Source organism: Mucilaginibacter sp. (assembly GCF_028288105.1).
In the GTDB taxonomy this organism is placed as follows: domain Bacteria; phylum Bacteroidota; class Bacteroidia; order Sphingobacteriales; family Sphingobacteriaceae; genus Mucilaginibacter.
This window is the reverse complement of the sequence record NZ_JAQBOI010000191.1, coordinates 24,506-42,221: the sequence shown is the minus strand read 5'-3', so window position 1 is coordinate 42,221 and position 17,716 is coordinate 24,506. Positions and strand designations below refer to the sequence as shown.

Below are 17,716 nucleotides of genomic sequence, written 5' to 3'. Positions count from 1 at the left end.
TAATAGTAACACTTTACTTGTAGCAGACGGTTATGCCGTACGCGCTATTGATTTAACTACCCATCAAGTAACAACCATTGCGGGTGGTGCAACACCGGGCTATGTTAATGGGCCGGCACTTTCAGCCAGGTTTTCTGGTATCAGCCAAATTGCTGTGCACAACAACGATATTTATGTATCTGAAGAAGGTGTCAGATACATACGAAAAATATCGCCCCTTTAAATTAAAAAGAAGGCTGATCACGATTTACGAGACAGCCTCTTTTTTATTATCTTATTAGAGCGTTATTTTGCCTGGCTGGAAACCACTGCGAGTGGTTTAGGCATTGCGCGGCTTTGCTGATTGCATTTACCCAACAGCATATAAATTACCACAAAGATAACAATGGTTGACAGGCAGCCACCGCCCAGCTTTTTAGCACCCCACGCGGCTATAATAGCCCTGAAAAAGTTGTTCATATTCCTTGCTTCATTTAAATAAACAAACCTGTGAAATACAGTTTTGTTTCACAGGTTTGCTTTAGATGATTAATATAAGAAATTCTTTATTCGCGCCATAAGGTACTTGCCGGGTGGAAATATTTCCAGGAGTGCCAGTACTCCTGATAAGATTGCACCTTTGTTAACCGGCTGCCTTTAAGTGCCCCCGAAGTCGATAGGCCATCCCAATCCCATAGAGAAGCAGTTTCCCTATCGGTAAGCTGCCCTAAAGGGTTCATATCAAAATGTAATGCCTTGCCATTTACCGATGTATCAAATGCATGATACGTTAGGCTATCCTTTTCAAGTGTCAACAGTAAAGGGGTTTGGTCTATACGGTCGTTTACCAATCGTTTTTTAGACAGGCGTCGCCAATCATAAGCCTTAGCCTGGCCGTTAACAACTACGCCAAGTACCCAGCTTTTTTTGATCAGTTTATCTTTATTTTTTATGGTACTATCTTTATCAATTGCCTGTAAACGATCGTAATTTTTAAGGTCGTTGTAATCGTCGAGGTAATGATTATCTGGTTGCAGAATTAATGTGCCCGGGTGCTTGGTTAGCCATGCAGCCAACGTTGACTGCTCATAAGGCAGTTCTTGTAAGTGCTGACCTTTTAATTCTCCAACGGCCGCGTTTCCGTTAGCCTGGTACCACCAGGTTTTTGTACCTGCATCTTCAATAACAGCATTATAGTGCCTTGCACCCACTAAACGGAACTGTTGCTTAACACCGTTTATTAAGGGGCTGTACACCCTGCCGCTACGGCACATGGTACAATAAGTGATCAATACCGGTTTATCACCAACATTGTCCTGTATTTTATGATGATAACCTAAATAAGTTAAGGGGTACGCTTTTGCTACGCCGTTATGTACCACACCTATGATTACAGCCCGCTCAGACACCTTGTTATCAATAAAATTGGCAAACTTTATTGACCGTGGTTCTTCAAACATGGTTTCGGCCTTATACCTAAAATCGGTAAAGTAGAAACTGACAAAGCAAAGGCCTAACACTACACCTTTACTAATTTTACTCCTCCGGGTGTCTTTTTTAAAGCTGACAAATGTGTACCAAATTATCAGTAAAGCGCCAACTGCCCTTAATGGGTTTACAATTTTTTCGAGATAATAGGATACAGTAATAGCATTCAGATCCTGACTACCGGGAAAAGGCATTAATAAATAAGCATGCAATAATCCGGGGAAAACGAGTAGCGTTATCCCTATCCAGAATAAGTATGATTTTGTAGACTTTTTATTCATACTGATTTACGTAATTAAAATAATTGCTAACATAAATACTGTTTGACCAAGGGTTAATTAATATAAAATAAAGCGGCGATGACCGCTTTATTTTATATTTTGAAATTTATTATTCTGATGCAGGCGCACTCCAGCCTTCACCCCAGCCCATACCGCCAGTTCCGTTCGATCCTTTTAGTATAGTATCATACTTAACTTTCTGCTGCGGTGTTAAAACTGTTTTTATCTTTTGTATGGTAGCGGTGCGCAATGGTTTTATGGCCGTTAATATTTTAGCGTTATCGCCATGTTCTGCCTTTTTTATTTTTTCAAATTTTTCTGACGATTCCTGATAGATGCTTGCAATTTTAGTGGTTTGCTTATCAGTAAGCTTTAATTGTTTTTGAAGCCCTTTCGCTTTTTCTACTGATTGAGTGCTTTGAGCATTCGCCGCTATTGTCAATCCCATTAACAGACAGCATACCAATAATAATTTTTTCATGTTGAGTTGTTTAGTTTATTTGTTCGATTTTTATTTAAATGTAGTTTATTTATTTTGAAGGAGTTAACTTATTTAACGCTACAGGCAGGCAAACTGCAGTACTCTGTTTATCTGCAAAAGTTAATCTTGAAAGCTGGGTTACCTTATAGCGGCTATTTCCTTCTGTAATATTTAAAAATTGGTTGGGCGACACATTCCTAAAACGTTGAACCGTTTTGCTACCCGCCCATTGTATTTCAATTTCTTCGATAGATGTGGCCCGCCCTATCCCAATTTCTTGCTGTAGTGGCGATGCACCAAAGCTCCCGCCGGAGTTTACGTCTTTATAAACGCATCTTTTTACACCATTTTCCATGAAAGTTAGTTTAATATGGCTGCCAATCCCCGCTTTATTTGCCTTTATACCTTCCAGCTTTAGGCTTATCCAATTGTTACCGTTATTGGTTGGGTTTAAATATAATGAACTGTTGTAAGAATCGCCAATGTAGGCCCCGCCCATTTCAGCAAAAATATCCTGCTTGCCGGTATTCCTAAGATCTGCAAATGCTATACCATGCCCTTTTTGCAAATTACCCATTCTTGACGAAGAGGTAATATCCTCAAATTTCTTTCCATTAACATTTCTAAAAAATTTGTTAGGTATTAACGACTTAAAATCGGGATTGCCGGTGCCAAAATACATGTCGGGATAGCCATCATTATCAATATCACCAAAATTGCCGCCCATGCTGTAAACCACTTTATTTAACCCGGCTTCTTTTGTTACATCGGTAAAGGTGCCATCATGGTTATTACTGTACAAGAAAACATTCCCGGCATTGGGTATTGGATGGCCAACTGCTTCGGCCCCGCTATAATATGCCAGCGAATGCTCAAACTGGTAATCGCTAACCAGTATATCCATCCAGCCATCGTTATTATAATCGTAAAACCAGGTTGTAAATGTCCTTTGCTTGTTAATGATCCCTGCTTTTTCGGTTACATTTTCAAAATCGATCCCATTGCCTGTTTTGCCTTTGTTTTTAAGCAGGTATTTTCTTCCGTTCATGGTCGAAATAAAAATATCCATCCAGCCATCGTTATTATAATCGGCAGAAGTAACCCCTTTTACAAACGCGCTTATATTACTATGCGAAGCAATGGCCACATTTGTAAAAGCCCCCTTGTGATCGTTGATATATAAAGAACATGACACGGGTGCACCTTCGGTAACATTGCCAGAACTTTCGGCACCTATAAAAACATCCAGCCAGCCATCATTATTAAAATCGGCCCAGGTAGCCGTTTGTGTTGGGTGAAAGAATAGCAGGCCGCTTGGGATGGTAACATCAGTAAAGGTACCGTCGCCGTTATTACGCAATAAAGAACTTGGCTGGTCTCCAAACCCTTTAGAAAGCCATGCCCCGCGCAAAACAAAAAGATCTATGTTACCATCGTTATTATAATCAGTTTGTTGAATATTTAGCCCGCCGGTTATACCTTTCAATTCACTTTGGCTGGTAACATCGCTAAAAGTGCCGTTTTTGTTGTTTTCAAAATAATGCATAGGGTCACTCAGGTCCCAGCCAGAGGTTATAATATCCAGGTAACCATCATTATTAAAATCATCAATAGCAACCCCTCCGGCCCGCCCATGGATATCAAGGCCTAAACTTTTGGCTACATCTTTAAAAGGCTTTATATCGCTTGTACTGCTGGCATCCATGCCGGGTATAAGCACATCTTTGGGCACATTATGCGGGTAGCCGCCAAGGGTCATGTAGGCGATATTTAACAACCATCGCGATTCCACATCATTGGGATTAATTTTCAAAAGCGTTTTGTAAGCTTCAATGGCATTGGTCGATCCGGTTTTAATAGTATGCACCCCATCATCTTTAATTGGGTAAACACATGACGAGCCATTGTGATTAAGTATGCAGTTACTTCGCTCGCCTAAACGCATGTAAGCAATACCGGCATCTATCAGCACCTCATCGGTGGTCATAAAATCCAATTTGTTCATTATGGTTTCATAGAGCTTAACAGATTCCGCTTCCTTACCTGCTTCCAGTAATAATCCGGCTTGGGTAGATAGCAGATCCCTATCCAGCATGCCGGGGTTTGCTTTTGAAACAGAATCAAAATAGGTCAGTTTAGCATCCGGGTTAAATGGATTTGCTACATTATTGTTCTTTTTATTAATATCCTGAAGTATCCGCACCATTTTTTTATGGGAGGATGTGTGGCTGCCCACTAAAATTGTGAAGCATAATGTTCCCAATAATACAAGTGCCAGTACAATTTTTAGTTTCATGTTGTTTAGTTTTTGCCGTAGGTAAACGGTTTGATTTTTAATATACTAAGGCTATTTATACACACTGGATTGATAACCCTCCTCTGCCCGTTGCGGGGCACGGTTTACGTAAAACTGCCTGTCGGGTGGGGCCCATGTACCCAGCCCATCCACATAGCGGTTAAACATGCAAAAGGCGGCGGCTATCAACACGGCATCATGGATCTCTTTATCTGTGGCCCCGGTGTTTCTGGCTGCTGTTATTTGTCCTTCAGTTACGTTTTTGCCGCCTTTTTGTACACTCGCGGCAATTGCCAGCAGACTTTTCATTTTGGACGACAGATCTGCAGAGTAGAAATCTTTCTTAATAGCGTCTATCTCATCAATATTGCAATCCAGGTAATGCCCGGCTAAAGCACCATGTACATTTTGGCAAAAAAAGCAATCGTTAAGGTAGGATACGTAAGCGCCTATCAGCTCGCGTTCGCCGCGGGTAAGGGTGTTATCATCATCGCGCAGCAATGTTTCTGCAAGGGCATTAAGCGCTTTTTCTGTCTCGGGGCGGTAAGCCATCAGGCCTCTTATGCCGGGCAGGTCGTTATTTAGTTCGATGTATGCCATATGGTTATTGTTTTGTAGGTAAAGCGTATCCCTGCACCATGCGTTTGCCCATTTCTTTATAAGCTTCGGGATCGGTTGGGGTAAGGCTTGCAAGGCCGTCTACGTATCGGTTAAACATGCTGAATGATGCCGCTATTAGAACCGTATCATGCAGTTCTTTATCTGTTGCACCCAGGGCGCGTGCAGCTTCGATATCTTCGGCTTTTACTTCTTTACCCAGTATTTGCACCTTGCCCGCAATATTTAACAGTGCTTTCATTTTAGGGCTGATATTAGCCTGCTGCATATCTTTCAAAACATCATCAACCGTAGTATCATCCTCACCATAAAGGCAGCGTGCGGCGGCGGCATGGCTGTTCATACAAAACATACAATCGTTACGGTACGATACATAAGCTGCTATCAGCTCGCGGTCGGCTTGCGACAAAGGCGATTCGCCCCGCAACAATACCTCTGCCAGTTCGTACAGGTACTTACCTGTCTCGGGCCTGAACATTACCAGCGACCGTATGCCGGGTACACCTTCGGGAACATTTATATGTGCCATATCTTAGTTTTTTTAAACATTATCACTTAATATATTTACTTCACTTGCATCGGTGCCTTCCTCTTTATCTTTTACAAAAAGCACTACAATAAACCCGAGTACAAACACCAACGAGAATAAAAATATGGCATTGCCGTAGCCGCCTAAAGCTGTTACCAACACGCCAATAAATAATACTGCTGTAGCGGTGAATAACCTGCCTATGTTAAAGCAAAAGCCCGTTGCCGTAGCCCGGATACCAGTATGGAAAAGTTGTGGAATGTAAGCCGATAGTACTCCCTGACTTGCACCAAAGAACAATGCCATTACAGCGATCTCGGCGTATATCACAGGCGAAAAGGTAGCGTTAGTTTTAAATAGCACAAACGACATTACCACGCAAATGGCAAAGCAAAGCAGCATTGATTTGCGCAGGCCCATCAGGTTTACCAGCCAGCCCGAAAAGAAGCCACCTGTTAAACCACCCATGCCTAAACACATCATGCTTAGGCCGCGTTGCTTTGGTGCATCGGTAGCTATGAGGCTTTGTATCCAGGTGGGCATCCATGAAAATATGGCCCAAAGGCCTATTAGCATTGTGCCAAACATTAACGAACCGATGATAACATCCTTACGGTTTGCAGGGGCAAACAAGGAGTTAGGTGCAGCCGGTGAACTTTGATATTTATGGCCAAGCCATTTACCAGACTCGCGCACAATAAATAGCCCCGCTAAAGCCATTAGTATAGGCACTACTCCTATATAAAACCCTTCGCGCCAGGTTGATACAATATAATTGATAGCCCCTGCAGAGAAAATACCTACCGGGAAGGCAATAGAAAGTATACCTGTTACAACCGCCTTGCTTTTTTTAGGCCACACTTCGCTTATTAGTGTAAAGGCTACAACCAGCTCGCCACCTACCCCAAAGCCACTCATAAAACGGCATAACATAACACCGGGCCAATGGGGCATTAAACCTGTAAAAAAAGTAAAAATGCCATAGCAGCCAATTGAATAGATCAGGGCCTTTTTACGCCCAATTTTATCACTTATAAGGCCCCAGGAAAACCCACCAATTGCCCAGCCAAATATGAACAAGGCATTAATATACCCGCTTATATAATTAACCTGCCCGGGTGCAATATCTCCCTGTAGTTCTTTTACTACTACAGGGAGATAAACCGACATAAGCGTTGAAACCGCCCCGCCAAATACACTGCTAACAAAGCATAATATAAACAGCAGCGTAAGGTAGGTAGCGCTTGTTTTTTTTATTGATACCATCTGGTTGTCAACTATTATTGTGCTCATGGTACTATGTTATTTTAATGGACTATCAAACACAAGTGCTACATAATAAATAGCACCTACTGCCGGTGAGCCATATGCTTGTGAAATGTATTTGTTAAATATGTTGCTGCCACCCAGTTTAATGGTTGTATTGGCACGCGGCAGTTTCTTGTTGATCTGCGCATCAACCATAGAGTAAGCATTGATACGGCCAGGCCTAACACCGTTGAAGGTACCATACCAGTCAAAAGCGCTTTGCCAGTGCCATGCTACATTAAAGCCAAAGCCTTTAGATACGTTAGGATTGCCAAAAGTTGCGTTGGTACTCCACTTTGGGGTATTATACTGGGCAATGTTGTTAATATTTGCTGTGCCCAAATTAAACACAGAGAGTGTTGCGTTGCCGCCCGCTATATAACCTTTGCTTAACAAATAAGTTAAGCCCATACTTGCACCCTGTGCAGATACTTTATCGGTGGCGTTGGTGTAAAGCTGATAAGCATGAACATTATTTGTAAGTACTATATCACTTGCTGCCTCAGTGCTTGGTTTACCATCGGTACCCAATACTGGATTTGCCGGGTTAATAACAACTGTGTTTAAAATAAAATTGGTGTAGCTGCTGTAATAGTAGTTTACATCAACCAAAAGCTTATCATTTATCAGGCTTTTATAACCAATTTCAAACGCTTTTTGCTGCTCTGGTTTTATATAGGCTACGTTTGATTTTACAAGCAGATCTTTGTTTTGCGCGATGGCAGCAGACGGGGATGCACCACCACCAACTGCAGCGCCAAATGCGCCTCCAAATGCGCCTACCGATGCCGCTGTAAACGAGTTTTGATACACATTTAAGTCGGCACTGTTTTTTGGCGCTCCACCCAATATGGTAATTGGCCCTACATTAAGATGAATAAACTGATCAACCGGGGTTGGGTTACGGAAACCTGTTTGGTACGATGCCCTAAAGTTGTGTGTTTGAGCCACAGTATACACTGCCGAAAAACGTGGGGTAAAGCTGCCTTTAAAGTTCTCGTTCTTATCATAACGAATAGATGCGGTCAGTTTAAGGTTATCATCAAGTAGTTTTTTACCTGCCTGTAAAAATGTACCGTACTCGTTAATTTTTATCTTGTTGGTTTTATCATCAAACAAGCTGCCATTGGTAAACATGGAATACTTGCGGAAACTACCGCCAGCCAATAACTCAAACACTTTTATGGCTTTTGTAAAATCGTACTGGCCATCGGTATGGTAAAATTTACTGTTACTAAATACGCCTGCGCCGCTTAAACCATAATTATGGATAGACGCGTCTTTAGCCTTGTCAAACGCTGCTGTGCCCGGCAAAAACCTGCCCTGATCTGCAAATGTGCGGGCGGCTGTAGCACTGTTGGGTGTAACACCGTTAACTGTACCATTAAATGCTGCCGAATAACGGTTAAACCAGGTTGCATCGGCATTAGCCGGTGAAACAACATTTCCGTTCAGATCCTGCACCCAATCGCGGTTAATAAATTGCGCCAGCGAACGGGTGTTGTAAGAGTCGTGCGAGTTTTCGCCAACCACATAGCTGCGGATAAAAAAGTTGCTACCTTTTAACTCTAAGCGATGCGTTTGCAGTACAAAATTATTCAGATCGAACCTGCTGCTGCCGGTATAGCTTGCGGTACCGCGGCCATAGTTGTATTGGTATATAGCCTCGATATCATTATTTATTTTGTAATGTAAAGCGCCGTTTAATTTTAAGCTGTAAACGTCGTAGTTCATCAGGTCTTTTTCTTCGTAGCCGGTACGCGATACCAGGCCAATGCCGGGTAATGGTTTTGAAACCTCATCACCGTAAATATTTAGCGCATCGCGGCCCGGGTTATTTGGGCCACGTTGGCCAACCGGGGTCGATGCACTTATATCGGTATAATCATTAGCGTACCAATCTGTACCTGTTAAGTATGATGCATTCAGCTTAAAGGCAAAACGGTTGTTAAATGATTTCGCGTAACGCAGGGCAAAATCACTCAGGCTTTTAGCGCTGCTACCGGTTTCGCCAACATGGTTTATACCTGTTTTTAGCTGCACGGCCAAACCCTCGTATTTAAAAGGATCCTTTGTGCGGATAGATAATAAACCATTAAAAGCAACCGGACCATAAAGCGCTGATGCCGCACCGGGTATAACTTCTGCCGATTCGATATCCAGATCTGATGCACCAAAAAGGTTACCAACAGCAAAGTTTAAGCCCGGGGTTTGATTATCAACACCATCTACCAGCTGTAAAAACCTGGAGTTACCGGTACTGTTAAACCCACGGGTGTTTACCTGTTTGTAGGTTAAACTGCTGGTTATAGCTTCCATACCTTTAAGGCTTTGCAAGCCATCATAAAATGTGAACGAAGGATTTTCCTTTATTGCCCTTTGGCCCACCTTTTCGATACTTACCGGCGATTGCAGGCTGCTTTGGCTTACACGGGTTGCCGATGTAACCACCTCGTTTAGCATAGTGGTTTTTATGGGTAACGATGCATTAACATTTTGCGACGCGGAAGTGATTTGTACTTCCTGCTGCTCGTAACCGATGCCCGATATCACGATAGTGAAAGGTAGTCGCAGGTTTTTAGCGTGTAAAGTGAATAAACCGCTTGAATTTGTGGTTGTACCCACATTTTTATTTTTAACGTTAATATTGGCATTGCTAACCGGGTTGCCGTCGGCATCTTTTATCGTGCCGGATATCCTAACGTCCTGCGCAAATACATGCATGGATGCCAGCAATATGATGATTAGTATAAGTTTTTTCACTGTGAGTTGAGCTTAATTGTTAGGGGATTTATTATTTCTTTAAATGGTCATAACCCTGCGGTAAGCGGGTGTAGCCATGGTTAACAAGCCTATCGGCCAAAATATTATAGTAAGCAGGGTCGGCCGGTAAAGCGGTACCCAGGCCATCAACATACCTGTTGTATAAGCAAAACAGGGCGGCAATTAATACAGTATCGTGTATCTCAATATCGGTTGCGCCGGCATCTTTCGCTTTCTGAACAATATCGGGTGTTACACTTTTGCCGCTCTGCCTGGTAAGCGAAGCAATAGTTAACAAAGCTTTCATCTTTTCGCTAACGGGCGCGGTGTCGATATCCTGTTTTACCTTTTCGGCTGTTTGGCTTTCGCCTGATAATAGATCGGCGGCTGCGGTATGGGCGGTTGTGCAAAATGTGCATTCGTTACCATATGATACAACGGTAGCGATAAGCTCACGCTCTGCTTCGGTAAGTGTTGACGGGCCGCGCAGTAAAAACTGCGTTAAGTCGCGAATAGGCTGCGCAGTACCTTTGCTATATTCCAACAAGCCGGTAATACCCGGCAAATGGTCTTCAAGTGCTATATGAGGCATAAAATAATACGATAAAATAATACAGATATGAGGATGCCCAAACAGCAGGTTGGCCGCTTAATCTAATAAGCAATAAAAAAATACTGTAAAATAAATTCAGGTATAAGCTTAAGCCATACCAAAATGCATCCCCGTGAAATTATGAATGGTATTATGCCAACAGATCGGGTGGTTGCCCTGGCGAAGAAAGGTAGGTACTAAGCGTTTTTGGCGCTTTATAGAAAAATGCTACATGCAGTGCCTTAGCAGGTACTGCAAGGTCAAATAAAACAACGGAATAGTTGTACTCGTTATCAATGCCGGTTTTCTTAACTAAAGGGGCATGATTCTTTTTAGCCAGGGGAATATCACTTACTTCTTTAGCAGTGATAACGTTATCGTTAACCAATTTGGTTTTTGTGTAGTTAGGTATACACTTCACATACATGGTATCCCTGGTCATTTTAAGGGCTACATAGTTATAGCAGTTACCTTTTAACTGGATCTGTCCCGATATGTTCTCGTATTCGCGCTGTTCCTGTACGTAAGGCATACGGATAGGGATCTTTATTTCTACCAGTTCTTCGGGCTTGTAGTACCCTTTGCTTATTTGCTCGTTAGCAAACTGGTCAGACTCGTTCATGAAATAATGAAACAATAGCATGTAGCCGCCTGTGTTAAACACAAGCACAGCAAGCATAAATATTGCAAGAATCTTTTTCAATTACGAGGTATAATTTGGTTAGTATAAATGTATTATAAAAAATTAATAATACAATATCTATTGTATCTAATATTTTACTAAAACTAACAGTTAGCATTGTAACTCATTCTTGCTTCTTTCTTTCCCCTACCTCTTTGGTCATTTTTAAGGTAAGAAAGGTGAGCAGGCTTATTACAGCTATTATAGCAACCCAAATTAACCAGGTGGGTATATGTTGCCTCGGAGCCACCGTTTTATGCTGAAACAATGGATTATTGTCCACGTCGCCAACCTTTACTACCGGTAAGTTCCGCTGAAGGCTATCTGCAAAAAATTGAAGATCGTATACTGGTGCAGAAGCGGCAGTATCGCCAAACAATAAATGATAATTATCTCCCTTATCTAAATACGCGATAAGTGTTTGATCTAACTGATACGCAATTATATCACTAATATTTAATGGCGGGTTATCTTCATTGGTAATCTCAAGCATTATTTTTTTGGCTTTGGCCGATACAAATAGCTCACTATTTCCCACCGAGCTTATTTCGGTATCGCCTAACAGGTCTCGTTTTTTGCCATCAATGCTATAAATGCTGATAGCGCGCTTATAGTATTTAGCACCGGCAACGCTTAGTTTTAGCTTGTTAACCGGGTAGGCTTCGTTAAAGGTTATAACTATACGGCTTACCTTAGCGCTATCCTTTTGGATGAATTTAACCCCGGTAAGTTCGGTATAAACAGGTTTTACCAATTGCATTTGATAAATGCCTGCCTGTAATATGGCAACCGGATCTTTGCGGTTGTTATTTACCTGTATTTTAAAATACCGATAAGTACTGGCCGGGAAGTTGAGTAGCTGCTCGTAAATCCCCCCGGTGCTTCCATCCTCGCCTGCTTTGCTTAGCAGTATGTTTTCTTTGATGGCATACCAGTTGGCAAGATCATCGCTGCCGGCAAGGTTTACTATCCTATCTACAGATGTATTACGCAGCTTTAGGTTTAGCTGGTTAATAGTTAAACGGTCCTTATTTTCGGCAACAAAGGTAGTTATGGTATCGGGCTGTTTAGCAATGCTTATCTGCGGGAATACAATAAAGCTTTGCTGTTCTTTTACCGGCAACTGGTTCCCAAATATATAAGGCACAAACTTCCCGCTTTGGTTTAGTACCCGTATATCGGTTAAATCGGCATTGCTTTTTGCCAATAAGCCGGGGGGCAAGCTTACACGGTAAAAGGCCGAAGTATCTACCTTCCCAATATCAGCTTTATATTTAAAGATTTGCTGCGCCAGCAGGCATGTGCTGCCGGCAAGCAATATCAGCGTTAATAAAACCTTATTCAACCTTAGCCTTATTCTCATCTTCAACCAGTATTTTTTTAACCCTTTGATACATAAACGATACGATAAGCAGCAGCACTCCTAAACAAAAGAAAGCCGCGATTTTGCCTGCCGGTGGTATGCCTTGTATATCAAACACAAACAATTTTATCAGCGTTATTGAAAACAGTGTTAACGATGCGATACGCAGCGTACGCACCTTATTGCGCATCCCCAATATCATTAATGCAAATGATAACAGCCCCCACAATATTGGCAGGCCTACTTTAATGTAAACAGTCTCGACCCTATCAATGGTGGTGGTTGGCGAAAAGAACATCATATTACTTACCAGGCTCAGTTCAACACTCAGGAATGTTACTATAGCAGCTGATAGCACCCAGATAGCCATTTGTTGCTCCGCTTCATCAAGATGTTCCCTAACTATCTGTATTAGCTGGTAAAACAACAGCCCTGCAAAAACTGCGGCTAGCCAATTGGCCCAAAGGTGCACGGGAGATGCCTTCTGTTCTATCAGCATCATATACTGCGTATCAAACAAACTAATTAAACAGGCTATGTAGCCCACTAAAGTAACCGCTATAATACGGCCGCTTAGTTTCCAATCCAGCCGGATACCTTCAAAACGTTTTGAAAGCATGTAAAACACGTACACAAACGCCGGTACATACAACATCAGGTATAAAATATTGATCCGTGTATCGGGGTAATGATTTAAAAACTGGTGATTTATCTCCAGTAGGCCGCTCAAAAACAACAGCAGCAGGGCCGTGATTTTATACATATTTGCCGGTATGGCAAAGCCGTAGATCTGTTGGTCGTCGCCCTTTTCAACCAAGCGGTATAACAGGTACGAGCCTATGGCTGCTATCAACGTTGTGATAAAGCCTTTATTAGCCACGATCATCATTGTGTTGGAGGGAACATATACCTGGCTCCAATCCATTAACAAACTCACCATCATAGCTCCCCAAACAATCAGCGAAGTAAGCTTCATTAGCTGTATGCCCGATTTTAGGGACAACCAGTACAACAGTACAGCTTCGGCAGCCCAAAACAGGGTAATATAATGGCCATTTAATTGTATTGGCGCGGTAAGCGATATAAACGTAAGTGTAATGCCAATAAGCAGGTAAAGTATATTGGTATCCACCTTACGGTTGCGAAACATAAGGAATGACAGCAGTAAGTTTACAACCGCTAAGCCTGCAGTGAACAACCCCCGCATATTATCCTGATGCATCATGGTTAGTAGGTAAAGGCCAACCGCAAAGTACAGGGCAGTATTGGTAAGTAGTATGGTAAAATCAATTGCCACAAACTTTTTATTCTCTTTTATATTGTTGGCCACATTTATACCAAAAAACAGGAGGTAAAGTATGCTGGCATACAAAAAGCCGGTAACGTAAGTTGGTGCCGTTAACGAGGTCAGTACTGCCATAAATACAATTACCGTTAACCCAAACGCTGTGGCGTTAAGTATCCTCCACGTTTTGTTATAGGCAATAACAAGTAACCCTGCATTTAAAATTACCAGGTAAAGAAACAAGGCGTTATAATTAGCCTGCCCGGTACTCACCATAAACGGACTTGCCAGACCACCTATCAGGGCTATCACAGCAAGTTCCTGCTTATCATACAGCAGCGATAGCGCCACCGCGAAACAGGTTATTACAATTAGTATAATAAATGATGTGGTTTGATTAAACAGATGGAACTGATGGTATGCCAGGGTTATAGTAAAATATAAAACCGCAAGCCCGCCACCTACCAGCACCGAGCTAAATGCCCGGTACGAGTTGCGCATACGATGGGCAATGCCAATTAAAATACCACCGCAAAGCACACCAATGCCCACGCGCCCAACCGGGCCAACCCAGTTATTATCAATAGCGTATTTTACAAAAAAGGCAATAGCCAGCACCAAAATGGCTATACCAATTTTGTTTATAAGGTTTTCGCCTATAAATTTTTCCAGATCGGGGTAGCGCTCAAAAAAGGAAAGCTGGGGTTCTGGCTCGGGCCTGTGATATACCGGCCTTGGTGGTGTGGGTGCATCCAGAGGTTTTACAGGTTTCCTTATGCTGTCTATTGGGTCGGTAATAACCTCTTTTGGCCGTTCAATATGTTCAGGAACAACCGGCGCAGGTAGAGGCGCCGGCGGTTCGGGCACTTTAGCTGGTGGAACTACTGTTGGTAATGGCTTAACATCATCGGCAGGTTTGCTAATGCTATTTTGCTTTACAAAACGCTGAAGCTCCATTATGCGGGCTTCAAGGATATTCACCTTATCGTTGTAAAAGTTTTTATTGGTAACCAGTAAATAAATGATCACCAGTAAAAGCACTACATATATAATTTCCATACAGTGGGATTAGGTTCAAGTCATATCTAAAGTACAATTATTATCGGTAAGATGTAAAAATTTTAGTTTGAATTACATAGCCGGATTGCCCGCACATAAATGAGCTTTACCTTTAGCTAAATTTATATATTTACAATATCGGGTAACCCTAAACGTTTTCCATACTTAATCAAACACTTAAACTATGAAGTTTTTAAGATCATTTTATTTACCACTTGTTATTATATTAGCTGTAGTTGTACTGCCGGCTTGTAAATCAAAAAAGCCAATTGTTAAACAAACACCACCGGTTGCAGAAACCCAACCCGAACCTGCGCCACAACCAGCACCTGCACCTGTTGAAAAACCAGCACCTGCGCCTGTTGTTGAAAAACCAGATTATAATTTCAGTAACATTCAATTTGAGTTTAACTCGGGCATATTAAAAACCGATGCTTACCCTGCTTTAGACAAGGCTGCTGCCGAAATGAAGAAAGATGCCTCCGTTAAATTTGTACTAAACGGAAATTCATCTGCCGAAGGTACCGACGAGCATAACATGTCGCTATCTGTTGAGCGTGCAAACGCGGTAAAAACCTATTTGGTTAACACCGGTGTAAGCGGTTCCAACTTGGATATTAAAGGTTATGGCGAATCAAAACCTATTACTTCTAATGCAACCGAAGAAGGCCGTGCGCTTAATCGCCGTGTCGAGATAAAAAAACTGTAAGTTTTTAACTTAATTTTAAATAGGGGGCTAAGCATTAAATAAGGCTTAGCCCTTTTTATTGATGGGGCCAGATACTTTGTTATCTTTATAAAGCTTTAAACCCTTACATCAATAACATTGGAACCCGAAATTTACAATAAACTTCATGCCGAGGGTTATATCAGCGATAGCTCGTTAGAAAAGATCCGGCAGAAGCACCTTCACCAATTATTCTCCGTTCATTGGGAATTAAAGACCTTGCTTTACCTGGGCGTAATGTTGTTATCGGGCGGCCTGGGTATATTGGTTTATAAAAACATTGATACCATTGGCCATCAGGCTATCCTGGCGTTTATTGCGCTGGTATGTATTGGTTGTTTTGCTTATTGTTTTAAACACAAACATCCGTTTAGCTGGGGCAAGGTAAAATCGCCCAATACCGGGTTCGATTATATTTTGTTACTTGGAAGCATCAGCATGGTAACCTTTGTTGGCTACCTGCAGTTTCAGTATCAAGTATTTGGGTTAAACTATGGCATGGCAACTTTTATACCTATGCTGGCCCTGTTCTTCATCGCTTATTACTTTGATCATTTAGGCATCTTAAGCATGGCTATTGCCAGTTTGGCTTTGTGGATGGGTGTATCGGTTACCCCAAAAAAACTGCTGGCTTACGGCACTTTCAATAACAAAGAGATCATTTTCACCTATGTGCTTTTTGGCGCGATGCTGCTTGTGGCCGCTTACCTAACCCAACGCTTCGATATAAAAAAGCATTTTAAATTCAGTTACCACCACTATGGTGTGCATGTTGCATTTATATCATTACTGGCCGGTTACTTTGAGTATTACGATAGCCCTTATTACATTTTATGGATGGCTGTGATTTTTGCTTTAGCTGTTTACGTGTACCGCGATGCTTATAAAGAGAAGTCGTTTTATTTTATACTGCTTACCATTTTATACAGCTACTTCGCTTCCTGCTGCCTAATGTTCAGAGTAATGTATTTCATGGCAAACTCTACCGGTGGCGCCGAATTGTTATTCCTGGGCTTTATATTATCGGCAATAGGGCTGATATTTTTGATCATCAACATCAACAAAAAACTTAAAGCAGCATGATCATATATAACAAAGAGTGGTTAAATAACCTGCATATAGTAGATTTGCTAAAAGCCGACCAGCAAGCGAACCGCATTACCACCGCGGAGTTTGATAATATTAAAACAGCGCATCCTGTAGGCTTTTACATACCGGGGATCATAGTCAGGGTGGGTTTATTTATCCTCACCTTAATAATTGCTTTGTTTGCTACTGGGCTCTTAAGCTTGCTTGGTTTAAGTACACATTTGGTTGATTCGCCGGGCTGGCCCATTTTTTTGGGGATTGTGTGTTATGCAGCGTTAGAGTATCTTATGCGTGAAAGGCATTACTTCCACTCGGGGGTGGATAATGCTTTGCTGTATTACTCAGCATGCTTATTTGCGGGTGGGTGCATCTGGCTTATTATTGACATGCACTTAAACTCGGTTGATACCTTGTTATGTGCAGCGCTTATATGCATATTGTGTACATTGCTAACCTTCCGCTTTGCCGATGTTGTTACCACAGCTGCAAGCTGTATCGCCTTTTTTGCATTTGTATATTTTGCCTGGGCAAAAGCCGGGCAATTTGGGTTGGCTACCATGCCTTTTATAATGATGATGGCAGCAGGCGGCGCTTATTTTTTCTTTAACAGGATAAGCAGCAATAAAGCATCTGTTAATTACACAAATTGCCTTATCATCGCCAAGATAATTAGCTTGATCACCCTTTACGCCGCAGGTAATTATTTTGTGGTTAACAGGTTAAATAACGCTTTAAACGGCTTGGACGATTCGCATACCACTATACCATTTGGCTACATTTTTTGGTTGTGGACCATATTGCTTCCGGTGGTGTATGTATTCATCGGCATCAAAAAAAAGAATACCATGTTCTTGCGGATAGGTATGATTTTAGCAGCCGTATCGGTTGCGACTTTCAGAAACTATTACCATTTATTACCTATCGAGATCATGCTTACCCTATCGGGGATGATCTTACTGGCACTATCGTACACTATCATTAAATACCTAAAAATACCACGTATTGGCTTCACCTATGCCGAACCTGATGAGACCGGTACGCTTGACAGCCTTAATATTGAAGGACTTGTAATCGGTGAAACTACATCACATTTACCCCCCGCGGCAAACCTACCAACCCAGCGCTTTGGCGGTGGTACCGGCGGCGGTGGTGGCTCAAGCGGCGACTTCTAATACG

At 42.0% G+C, this 17,716-nt stretch carries 16 protein-coding genes; 4 read left to right on the top strand and 12 right to left on the bottom strand.

The features are described from left to right. A partial coding sequence (locus JWQ85_RS13380; RefSeq protein ID WP_299468750.1) for a hypothetical protein occupies positions 1–223 on the top strand: 223 nt, incomplete at its 5' end. Positions 224–285: 62 nt separating this feature from the next. On the opposite strand, the gene JWQ85_RS13375 is transcribed toward JWQ85_RS13380, so the two are convergent. From JWQ85_RS13375 to JWQ85_RS13320, 12 genes are all read right to left on the bottom strand, one after another. Then, complete coding sequence (locus JWQ85_RS13375) at positions 286–459, bottom strand: hypothetical protein (protein WP_299468748.1); 174 nt, start codon at positions 457–459, stop codon at positions 286–288. A gap of 86 nt (positions 460–545) precedes the next feature. Next, positions 546–1,748 carry a DUF3179 domain-containing (seleno)protein gene (locus JWQ85_RS13370; protein ID WP_299468746.1) on the bottom strand — a complete coding sequence of 401 codons (1,203 nt, stop codon included), beginning with the start codon at positions 1,746–1,748 and terminating at the stop codon, positions 546–548. Between the two features lie 109 nt (positions 1,749–1,857). Further along, complete coding sequence (locus JWQ85_RS13365) at positions 1,858–2,229, bottom strand: hypothetical protein (RefSeq protein ID WP_299468744.1); 372 nt, start codon at positions 2,227–2,229, stop codon at positions 1,858–1,860. A 49-nt stretch (positions 2,230–2,278) separates the two neighbouring features. Beyond that, the gene (locus JWQ85_RS13360) at positions 2,279–4,525 is read right to left on the bottom strand and encodes an FG-GAP-like repeat-containing protein (RefSeq protein WP_299468742.1); all 2,247 of its coding nucleotides are present in this window, start codon (positions 4,523–4,525) and stop codon (positions 2,279–2,281) included. 51 nt (positions 4,526–4,576) lie between these two features. After that, the gene (locus tag JWQ85_RS13355) at positions 4,577–5,125 is read right to left on the bottom strand and encodes a carboxymuconolactone decarboxylase family protein (protein WP_299468740.1); all 549 of its coding nucleotides are present in this window, start codon (positions 5,123–5,125) and stop codon (positions 4,577–4,579) included. Positions 5,126–5,129: 4 nt separating this feature from the next. After that, a complete protein-coding gene (locus tag JWQ85_RS13350; RefSeq protein ID WP_299468739.1) occupies positions 5,130–5,672 on the bottom strand; it encodes a carboxymuconolactone decarboxylase family protein in 543 nt (180 codons plus the stop codon). 12 nt (positions 5,673–5,684) lie between these two features. After that, a complete protein-coding gene (locus JWQ85_RS13345) occupies positions 5,685–6,965 on the bottom strand; it encodes an MFS transporter (protein WP_299468737.1) in 1,281 nt (426 codons plus the stop codon). Positions 6,966–6,974: 9 nt separating this feature from the next. Then, the gene (locus tag JWQ85_RS13340) at positions 6,975–9,743 is read right to left on the bottom strand and encodes a TonB-dependent receptor (RefSeq protein WP_299468735.1); all 2,769 of its coding nucleotides are present in this window, start codon (positions 9,741–9,743) and stop codon (positions 6,975–6,977) included. Between the two features lie 31 nt (positions 9,744–9,774). Further along, entirely contained in the window at positions 9,775–10,335 is a 561-nt protein-coding gene (locus tag JWQ85_RS13335) for a carboxymuconolactone decarboxylase family protein (protein WP_299468733.1), read from the bottom strand. Positions 10,336–10,486: 151 nt separating this feature from the next. Then, entirely contained in the window at positions 10,487–11,038 is a 552-nt protein-coding gene (locus JWQ85_RS13330; RefSeq protein WP_299468731.1) for a hypothetical protein, read from the bottom strand. A 103-nt stretch (positions 11,039–11,141) separates the two neighbouring features. After that, complete coding sequence (locus JWQ85_RS13325) at positions 11,142–12,380, bottom strand: hypothetical protein (protein ID WP_299468729.1); 1,239 nt, start codon at positions 12,378–12,380, stop codon at positions 11,142–11,144. Further along, positions 12,355–14,724 carry a DUF2339 domain-containing protein gene (locus JWQ85_RS13320; RefSeq protein ID WP_299468727.1) on the bottom strand — a complete coding sequence of 790 codons (2,370 nt, stop codon included), beginning with the start codon at positions 14,722–14,724 and terminating at the stop codon, positions 12,355–12,357. Before JWQ85_RS13320 ends, JWQ85_RS13325 begins: the two co-directional genes overlap by 26 nt. Before the next feature lie 184 nt (positions 14,725–14,908). Between JWQ85_RS13320 and JWQ85_RS13315 the strand changes: the two genes are divergently transcribed. From JWQ85_RS13315 to JWQ85_RS13305, 3 genes are all read left to right on the top strand, one after another. Continuing rightward, complete coding sequence (locus tag JWQ85_RS13315) at positions 14,909–15,433, top strand: OmpA family protein (protein ID WP_299468725.1); 525 nt, start codon at positions 14,909–14,911, stop codon at positions 15,431–15,433. A gap of 117 nt (positions 15,434–15,550) precedes the next feature. Then, the gene (locus tag JWQ85_RS13310; RefSeq protein ID WP_299468723.1) at positions 15,551–16,534 is read left to right on the top strand and encodes a DUF2157 domain-containing protein; all 984 of its coding nucleotides are present in this window, start codon (positions 15,551–15,553) and stop codon (positions 16,532–16,534) included. Continuing rightward, complete coding sequence (locus tag JWQ85_RS13305) at positions 16,531–17,712, top strand: hypothetical protein (protein WP_299468721.1); 1,182 nt, start codon at positions 16,531–16,533, stop codon at positions 17,710–17,712. Before JWQ85_RS13310 ends, JWQ85_RS13305 begins: the two co-directional genes overlap by 4 nt. The last annotated feature ends 4 nt before the right edge of the window (positions 17,713–17,716 follow it).